A 7,548-nucleotide genomic window follows, 5' to 3' on the forward strand; every position below is an offset into this window, starting at 1 on the left:
TCAGCGCACCGGACCGCGCCCCGACAGCCGCAGCACGAAGGCCAGAACTTCGGCCACCGCCTTGTACAGCTCCTCGGGGATCTCGTCGCCGAGCTCGACGTGCGACAGCGCGCCGGCGAGCATTTCGTTCTCTTCGATCGGAATGTCGTGCTGTTTGGCGACTTCGATGATCTTGGCGCCGAGCGCGCCTTTGCCCTTGGCGACCACCCGGGGGGCGCCGGCATAATCGTAGTGCAGGGCGATCGCGAGCGGATTCTTGGTGTCTGTTGTGGTCACAGCGCACGGTCCAGGAAATGGCCGGCTGCGGCCGGGCGTGGCGCGGGCGGCGTGCCGTCGCGCACCACGATGTCGCCGGGCACCAGATCGGCGCGGGCCAGCGCGCGGCCGAGGTCGGCGGCGCCGGCGCGCAATTGGGCGGTGGTGGCGGGGCGCTCCGCCCACAGCCGCACCGTGGTCTTCTCCCCGCGCAGCGAGATCAGCGCGTGCACCGGCCCGGCGGGCTCGACATCGAGCGAGAACCGCGCCTGCCATACCGTACCGCCGGTGTCGCCGGGCTGGGCCGCCTCGTCGCGGTCGCGCGAAATCTCGAACTGCGCCACGGCGGTCCCGTGCGGGGTGGCGAGCGGGATCTCGAAGCTCCAGCGCGGCGGAGCGGCCTCGACCCGGGCCGCGGCGGCGTCGACACGGTCCGGCAGCGAGGCGACCTGCAGCAGCGTCTGCCGCGCCAGCGCGCCCTCGGTCTCGGTCAGAATCCGGCGCAAATTGGCATCCGGCGCGGCGCGCGGATCGAGATTGGCCGGCATCACCGGCTGGGCGGCCGGCAGCGCGCCGGGAAACGGCGGCGGCGGGGTGTTGGTGCGGGCGATACTGCTGTCGTCCTTGACGATCCGGGTGCCGGTCAGCGCCGGCAGCAGCGACAGCAGCACCGGATTGCTGAGCCCGGCCTTGGCCAGCACCGCGGCGGTCTGCGGATCGGCCTGCAGCGCCCGCTGCAATGCGCTCAGCGTCGCCGCGCTGCCGGCGGCGGTCTCGGCCTGCGCGGTCGCCGCGGTCGCGGTGCCGGTGAGCTGGGCGATGACGTTCTGCACCAGCGACTGCTCGGCGGTGGACGCGGCTGCGCCCGCGGCGGTCGAGCCCGCCAGCGAGGCCAGCGTCGGCGACGCGGTCAGCGGCAGCGCGGGCGTCGCGCCGTTCGCAGCGGTCGCCGCCGCCCGCCCGCTGAGCCCGAGCAGGTCGGCTTCGGCTTTCATCTGCGCGGTGAGCGCCAGCAGCGAAGTGCCCTGCCCGTTCTGCAGCACCGGCGTGGTCACCGGGCTGCCGGCCTGCGCGGTCGCGGCCCCGAGCGCGGTGGTGAGCACCTGGCGCAGCACCAGCAGCGCCGCCTTCAGATCGGTGGCCGCGCCGGTGCTTGCCGCACCGCGCGCCAGCGCCGCTTCGAGGAAGATCCCGGAATTCTGAAACGCCTTCTGGATGTCGGCACCGGAGACGCCGCCTCCGGTCGGCAGCTGCTGCGCCAGCACCTGCGTCGCGGCCTCGCGCACCGCCGCCGGCATCCCGCCGGACTTCGCCGCCGCGTCGAGATTGGCGAACAGCGCCGACAGCCCGGTCTGCTGCGTCACCGCGGTCTGGGCTGCGGTCGCCACCGCGGCAGCCTGCTGCGGGGTCAGCGCCGGAGTTGCGGCCGGCACGATGCTCGGCGCCGCCTGCGCTGAAGTGACCACGATCGCCTGCGGCCCGAGCGTGACGCGGTCGACCGCCGGGCCGGACGCCGCCAGCGCCGCCTGCGCGGTCGTGGTGGTAACCGGCTGATTGACGATCGCCAGTCGAATCCCGGCGTCGGTCTGCGACACCGACACCTGCAACGTCTGCCCGGCCTGCAGCGGAACCTGGGTGGTGGCTTCGACGGTCTGGCCGCCGATCGCGATCCGAACCTGGTTGTTATCGAGGACCGACAGCACCTTGGCCTGCAGCACCGCGCCGGGCTGCAGCAGCACGTCCGCGGTCACGCCCTGCAGCGCGACCAAAGGAAGGTTCGGATTGACCGAAATCGCCATCGCTGTCCTTTGCGGGCGGCTGCTGAAAGCGCGATCCGATCAGACTAAGCGAGGGTCGTAAACCCGTCGTTAACTTCTCCGGGAACCCAGCGCCGCAATCACCCGGGCGGCGGCCGTGAACTCCGCCTGCTTGGCGGCGCGGCGTGCGGCGACCTCTTCGTCGAGGCCCCATTGCTCGATGTTCCAATCCTCGTCGACATGCGCCGCCGCCCACACCTGATCGGCATCGAGCCGGCCATGCGCCAGCGCCAGCGCCAGCAGCGCCGAGCCGGTGATGGTGGTGACGACATGCAGCGCGCCGATCGACCACGGACCCTGCGGCAGCGCGGCGCGCGCCGCCGCGATCGCGGTGTCCGGCTGCACCGCATGGATGATGCCCTGCGCCAGGATGAAATGCGCGCCGAACGCCTCCGCGGCCCAATACAGCACCGGATCCCAATGCTCGGCTTCGCGCGCGATCAGCTCCTCGGGGTGCTCGGCGCGATAGAACAGAAGATCCGAGGCGAAATACTTGGCGATGTCGTCGGTCACCGCTTCAATGCGGCCGGCAACGCCGTCGATCACGCTGTTGGCGAGCCGGGTCAGCGGCATCATCGACGGATCGATGGTCTCGCCTTGCGCCTGCCATTCGGCAGCGATCGCCTCGGCGAGCACGGGGTCCGGCGCGGCCAGCGCGTTGCGCGAAGGCGTCTTCACCGCGCGGCCGTCGAGCCGCACCGCAAAGCCACCGTCCTCCTCGGTGACGCTGGCCTGCTTGTAGAACCGCTTCGGCAGTTGCGCCCGGCTGGTACGCCGCACCGCTTCGTTGGGATCGAGCGGCGACTTGCCGGCCACCTCGTCGAACAGATCACGCATCCTGGTTTCTCGACTAACTCACTGATTGGCACAGGCGCGCGAATAGGCGGCGCGCTCGCTGGCGTTGAGCCCCATCGCCGCGCCCTCGTCGAGGCAGCGCGAGATCCGGTCGCCGAAATGACCGCGCTGCTGCAGCTGCGCCTTCGGCAGATCCGGCGCCGGCTGGATCCGCTCGTGGGTGAGCGGCGGCGGCGCGGCGAGTTGCGGTACCTTCGGCACGGTGATCACCGGCGGCGGCGCCGATGGCGGCGGCGCCATCGGCGGAATCGCCGACGGCATCGCGCCCGGCAGCACCACCTGCGCGGCGGCGGGGCCGGCGAGCGCTGCGATCAGCAGCGCACTGGCCATCAATCCGAGTACCAGAGGCTTCAGACTTCGGTTCGTCATGGCCGGGCTTGTCCCGGCCATCCACGCCTTGTTCGGCAGACACGCTGCAAGACGTGGATGCCCGGGCCTTCGCCGCGCCGAAGCGGCTTCGGCCGCGCATGCGGGGCAAGCCCGGGCATGACGGGAGAGTGAGTGGAGAGGAAGCGTTGCCATCTTGGCCATGTCGGCATCGCCGCGCGCCGCCGCAAGCCGGCGCACGCCCTCATTCTTCCGGCGCATGTTCGATCGGATCGAACCGGTCGTGCTCGAGGCCGAGCAGGTTCCAGCTCTGCAGCATGTGCGGCGGCAGCGGCGCCGAGACGTCGATCACGCCGCCGCGCGGATGAGGGATCACGATCCGGCGCGCGAGCAGATGCAGCCGGTTCTGCAGGCCGCCGGGCAGCTGCCAGTTCTCGATGTTGAAGTACTTCGGATCGCCGACGATGGCGTGGCCGATATGCGCCATGTGGGCGCGGAGCTGATGGGTTCGCCCGGTCACCGGCTTCAGCGACACCCAGGCCAGCTTCTGCCCCGATGTCTCGACCACCGCGTAGTACGTCACCGCATGGCTGGCGCCGTCGTCGCCATGCTTGGCGACGCGCATGATCGAATCCTCCTCGCTCTCGTCCTTGGCGAGATAGGTCGAGATCCGCCCCTGCTTCGGCTTCGGCACACCGGCGACCAGCGCCCAATAGATCTTGCGCGCCGAGCGGTGGCGGAACGAACCGGTCAGCGCGGTGGCGGCGAACCGGGTCTTGGCCACCAGCAGACAGCCGGCGGTCTCCTTGTCGATCCGATGCACCAGCCGCGGCTTCTGGCCCTTGGCGTCGCGCAGCACTTCGAGCATCTGGTCGATGTGCCGCGTCGTGCCCGAGCCGCCCTGCACCGCGAGCCCGGCCGGCTTGTTCAGCACCAGCACGTCGGCGTCTTCGAACAGCGTCATGTCCTTCAGGGTCTGAAGGGTCTTCTGCTCGGCCTCGGACAGATGCCCCGGCAGCTTCGGCGTATCGAGCTTGAGCGGCGGAATCCGCACGCTCTGGCCTTCTTCGAGCCGGTCCTTCGAATCGGCACGCTTGCCGTTCACCCGCAGCTCGCCTTTGCGGACGATGCGCTGGATGTGGGAAAACGACAGCCCGGGATACCGCGCCTCGAGGAAGCGATCGACCCGCATGCCGTTCTCGTCCGCCGTGACGGTGACGGTCTCGACCTTGGTCGGCAGCGGCGCGTCGGGCTTGGCGGCCTTTTGCGGCTCCGTTGCCGTGGATTCGGGCCGCGAACGCGACGCCGCGCCGGACCGCTCGGCAAACCGCTCGTCCGGCCGCTCTGCCGAAGGCCGCTCACGCTTGCGCACCGGCCGCGCCGACAGCGGCCGCCCGTCCTCCCCGCGATTGCCGCGCACCGGCCCTGCCTTGGCCGCACCCGCCTTCGCCGGTCGGCTGGCGCCTTTGGGGCGATCGTCGCCGGGACCGCGTTTGGCGAGGGGTTTCTTGGTACGACGGCTCATAGGATGAAAGCTCCGGGGTTGAGGCTGTGCCTAGCGCAAAAGCGCCATCGGGTCACGGCCGGAATGCGGCGCGCTCCGCGCGTGGCCTGCCCGGTCGCCCGGATGAGCGCAGCGACATCCGGGACCGCCGCGCGGCGCGGAGCCGCGGCTCGGAGCGCACAGCCCGGCGCGGCTTGCGCCGGCTGGACTGCGGACCGGAACAACCGCCTCAACGGCAGCCCCGGCCGAACATCCGCGTTCTCGCGGCGCGTTGCGCCCGAGCTTTGCGGACGTTCCGCCCCTCGCGACGATGAGGGGCGGCGGAGCGCCGAAAGGCGCACCTTGGTGGTGGTTGCCGCAGCGTGATCACCGGATCGCCGGCAATCAGAGGCCGCGGAAACGCCTTCCGGCGCTCCACCGTGGCGTTCTGTCAGGCTTCGGACCGTTCTTCCGGGGACAGGGAGTGCGCGGGATTTCTCCGCGTTCTGCTGCCCCCGTCCAGCCACGAAAGCGGCGGCCGCTCGTAGTAGCGGCGGACGGTCGCCCTCAGCCTCCCGGAGGCGCGGGGATACGTCCTCCCCCGCCCGCAGGCGCCACACCCCGCCCCACTCCAAGACGCCTCTAGAAGCGCCCCTCGCGGACGGAACGCGAATAGGTATATGATCCTATAGGAATTTTGTCAAGAGCGAGCTCTATCTTCATTATCGCCCTCACCCATGATTTTAGGAGTATAGGGCTAGAATTTCTAAGGAAGTACCGTGCACTGATACGTGAGTCATGGCATGTCATTAATTGTTCGAATACAGAACTGTAGCTGAGCCACAATGATCGAAGATCTCACCGCAATTGCTGACAGGATGGACGCTTTGCTTCCCTTGTTTCGAGATGCAGGAAGCATTTCGGGCCTGATTCTGCCAACGGAGCATTCGGCGACCTTCAAGGTATTGGCTATTGAAGCGAAATCGATCATCGACGGTGAGTTGAACCACGCAAACGAATTTTCCTTGAACCTTGTTCAAGCCGTCAACGCTGGCGCTGGCGGCTTCGTCAGCGGGCCTTCGTATGCTTCGGTTCAAGAGGCATCAGGAATCATCCGCGCCGCCGTCCGGGCTATTCAGCGTAAGCTGGCCAAGCCCTCGCCCTCACCGCCCGGCGCGAAACCCTACGTGGATCATGCCCGGATCGTAGCACTCCAAAACATCGGAGCGGGCAACTGGGATTTTTCTCGACTTGTCGAACTCTGCAGGGAAATCAACGTAGCAGCGGCGAACCGTTGCTATATGTCCACAGCGATGCTGCTGCGCACTATCCTCAACCACGTTCCTCCTGTGCTGGGATTTGCAACGTTTACGGAAATTGCAAGCAACTATGGAGGGCCTAAGACGAACAAGTCTTTCAAAGGCAACATGCAGAGGCTAGAAACGTCCCTACGCAATATCGCTGACATGCAATTGCACTCCGCGATCCGAACGCGTGAAGACATTCCATCAGCCGTACAGGTGGATTTCGCTGCCGATCTGGACGTTCTGCTTGGCGAGGTGATCCGGGTCGCGAAACCGGCCAGCCCGTAGGGGCGGCTTAGCGAAGCGTAACCCGCCAACTCGTCCGCCGAAATTGTCCGCTAACTGACGGGTTACACCTTCGGATAACCCACCCTACGATCTCTGCGTTGATCCGCCCACGGATCCACTCTGCGCTATCGCACTCCGCCCCGCTTCCGCCGGGAGAACTCCCGCGGCCGCGCATGCTCACCGCTACTTCTCTTGAACAACGCCATCATCTTTCCTACTTTGATAGCATCGCTTTTATTCCTGCGGAGGACGCCATCATGGTCGCCGTCACCATTCGCAACCTCTCGGAGGAGGCGCATCGGGCCCTGAAGGTTCGCGCGGCGCAGCATAATCGCAGCGCGGAAGCGGAGATGCGGGCCATTCTGGAGGCCGCGGTCCGCCCCGAGGGCCGCGTGCTGCTCGGCACCGCCTTGTCTGAGATAAGTCGAAAGATGGGTCTCACCAACGCCGATATCGAGGCGCTCGAACAGGTCCGCGATACGCGTCCGGCGCAGCCGATGAAGTTCGAATGACTTGATGCTCGTGAATTGGTGCTTCGAATGATCCTGCTCGACACCAATGTCGTCTCCGAAGCGATCAAACCCGAACCTCACCCGTCGGTCCGCGCCTGGCTCGACGTTCAGGCAGCCGAGACCCTGTTCCTATCCAGCATCACTGTGGCCGAACTTCTCTACGGCGTCGGCGCGATGCCTGACGGCAAGCGAAAGGACTTGCTGGCAGTTCGGATCGACAGCTTGCTGGATCAGTTCGACCGCCGCGTCCTGTCCTTCGATACACCTGCAGCGCGGCGCTATGCCGATCTCGCCGTGAAGGCACGCGCTGCCGGCAAGGGCTTTCCCACGCCCGACGGCTATGTCGCCGCGATCGCCGCCGCACACGGGTTCGCCGTGGCATCGCGCGACGCGAGCGCGTTCGACGCCGCAGGCCTGACGGTCATTGATCCTTGGACGACCGGCGACTGAGCAAGCGTAGCCCGGGTAAGCGAAGCGATACCCGGGGAGTTGCGTGAGAAACGCTTCCCGCATGTCGCTGCGCTCATGCGGGCTACGGTCATTGCGGGTTTACGACGCCGCTGCGCTCACCGCGTTTCGCGCCGCCTTTGCCCGCTGCAGCGCATGCAGCGCCGTAGATGGGGTAACGGGCCGGCCAGGCCGAGCAGGTCGCTTGGCGAATTGGCGGAAGGGTGGTCGTCCCTCAAACTGATGGTGTCAATCAACGG

General features: G+C 67.6%; 8 protein-coding genes. 3 read left to right on the top strand and 5 right to left on the bottom strand.

Annotated features, from left to right (window positions below; all coding sequences use genetic code 11):
• The 5 genes from DWA33_RS13530 to DWA33_RS13550 form a co-directional block, all read right to left on the bottom strand.
• Positions 1–276, bottom strand: coding sequence for an EscU/YscU/HrcU family type III secretion system export apparatus switch protein (locus DWA33_RS13530; RefSeq protein WP_114358598.1), 276 nt, complete (start codon positions 274–276; stop codon positions 1–3).
• Positions 273–2,054, bottom strand: a complete 1,782-nt coding sequence (gene fliK / locus DWA33_RS13535) for a flagellar hook-length control protein FliK (RefSeq protein ID WP_114358599.1) — start codon at positions 2,052–2,054, stop codon at positions 273–275. The genes DWA33_RS13530 and fliK overlap by 4 nt, the downstream gene beginning before the upstream one ends.
• A 69-nt stretch (positions 2,055–2,123) precedes the next feature.
• Positions 2,124–2,909, bottom strand: coding sequence for an ATP12 family chaperone protein (locus DWA33_RS13540; protein WP_114358600.1), 786 nt, complete (start codon positions 2,907–2,909; stop codon positions 2,124–2,126).
• 18 nt (positions 2,910–2,927) lie between these two features.
• The gene (locus tag DWA33_RS13545; RefSeq protein ID WP_244601294.1) at positions 2,928–3,296 is read right to left on the bottom strand and encodes a hypothetical protein; all 369 of its coding nucleotides are present in this window, start codon (positions 3,294–3,296) and stop codon (positions 2,928–2,930) included.
• A gap of 202 nt (positions 3,297–3,498) precedes the next feature.
• Positions 3,499–4,779 carry an RluA family pseudouridine synthase gene (locus DWA33_RS13550; RefSeq protein WP_114358602.1) on the bottom strand — a complete coding sequence of 427 codons (1,281 nt, stop codon included), beginning with the start codon at positions 4,777–4,779 and terminating at the stop codon, positions 3,499–3,501.
• An 803-nt stretch (positions 4,780–5,582) separates the two neighbouring features.
• Between DWA33_RS13550 and DWA33_RS13555 the strand changes: the two genes are divergently transcribed.
• From DWA33_RS13555 to DWA33_RS13565, 3 genes are all read left to right on the top strand, one after another.
• Positions 5,583–6,329: a hypothetical protein gene (locus DWA33_RS13555; protein ID WP_114358603.1), complete on the top strand. Its 747-nt coding sequence runs from the start codon at positions 5,583–5,585 to the stop codon at positions 6,327–6,329.
• A 257-nt stretch (positions 6,330–6,586) separates the two neighbouring features.
• Positions 6,587–6,841 (top strand): FitA-like ribbon-helix-helix domain-containing protein, encoded by a 255-nt coding sequence (locus DWA33_RS13560; RefSeq protein ID WP_114358621.1) that lies wholly within the window; start codon positions 6,587–6,589, stop codon positions 6,839–6,841.
• Between the two features lie 27 nt (positions 6,842–6,868).
• The gene (locus DWA33_RS13565; protein ID WP_114358604.1) at positions 6,869–7,291 is read left to right on the top strand and encodes a type II toxin-antitoxin system VapC family toxin; all 423 of its coding nucleotides are present in this window, start codon (positions 6,869–6,871) and stop codon (positions 7,289–7,291) included.
• Positions 7,292–7,548: the final 257 nt, after the last annotated feature.

This window comes from Rhodopseudomonas pentothenatexigens, assembly GCF_900218015.1.
GTDB lineage: Bacteria > Pseudomonadota > Alphaproteobacteria > Rhizobiales > Xanthobacteraceae > Rhodopseudomonas > Rhodopseudomonas pentothenatexigens.

What these genes read in the sequence shown, in the direction of transcription:
- DWA33_RS13560 (WP_114358621.1), top strand. Translation starts at nt 6,587, where the DNA reads ATGGTCGCCGTCACCATTCGCAACCTCTCGGAGGAGGCGCATCGGGCC.
- DWA33_RS13550 (WP_114358602.1), bottom strand. Translation starts at nt 4,779, where the DNA reads ATGAGCCGTCGTACCAAGAAACCCCTCGCCAAACGCGGTCCCGGCGAC.
- fliK (WP_114358599.1), bottom strand. Translation starts at nt 2,054, where the DNA reads ATGGCGATTTCGGTCAATCCGAACCTTCCTTTGGTCGCGCTGCAGGGC.
- DWA33_RS13540 (WP_114358600.1), bottom strand. Translation starts at nt 2,909, where the DNA reads ATGCGTGATCTGTTCGACGAGGTGGCCGGCAAGTCGCCGCTCGATCCC.
- DWA33_RS13545 (WP_244601294.1), bottom strand. Translation starts at nt 3,296, where the DNA reads ATGACGAACCGAAGTCTGAAGCCTCTGGTACTCGGATTGATGGCCAGT.
- DWA33_RS13555 (WP_114358603.1), top strand. Translation starts at nt 5,583, where the DNA reads ATGATCGAAGATCTCACCGCAATTGCTGACAGGATGGACGCTTTGCTT.
- DWA33_RS13565 (WP_114358604.1), top strand. Translation starts at nt 6,869, where the DNA reads ATGATCCTGCTCGACACCAATGTCGTCTCCGAAGCGATCAAACCCGAA.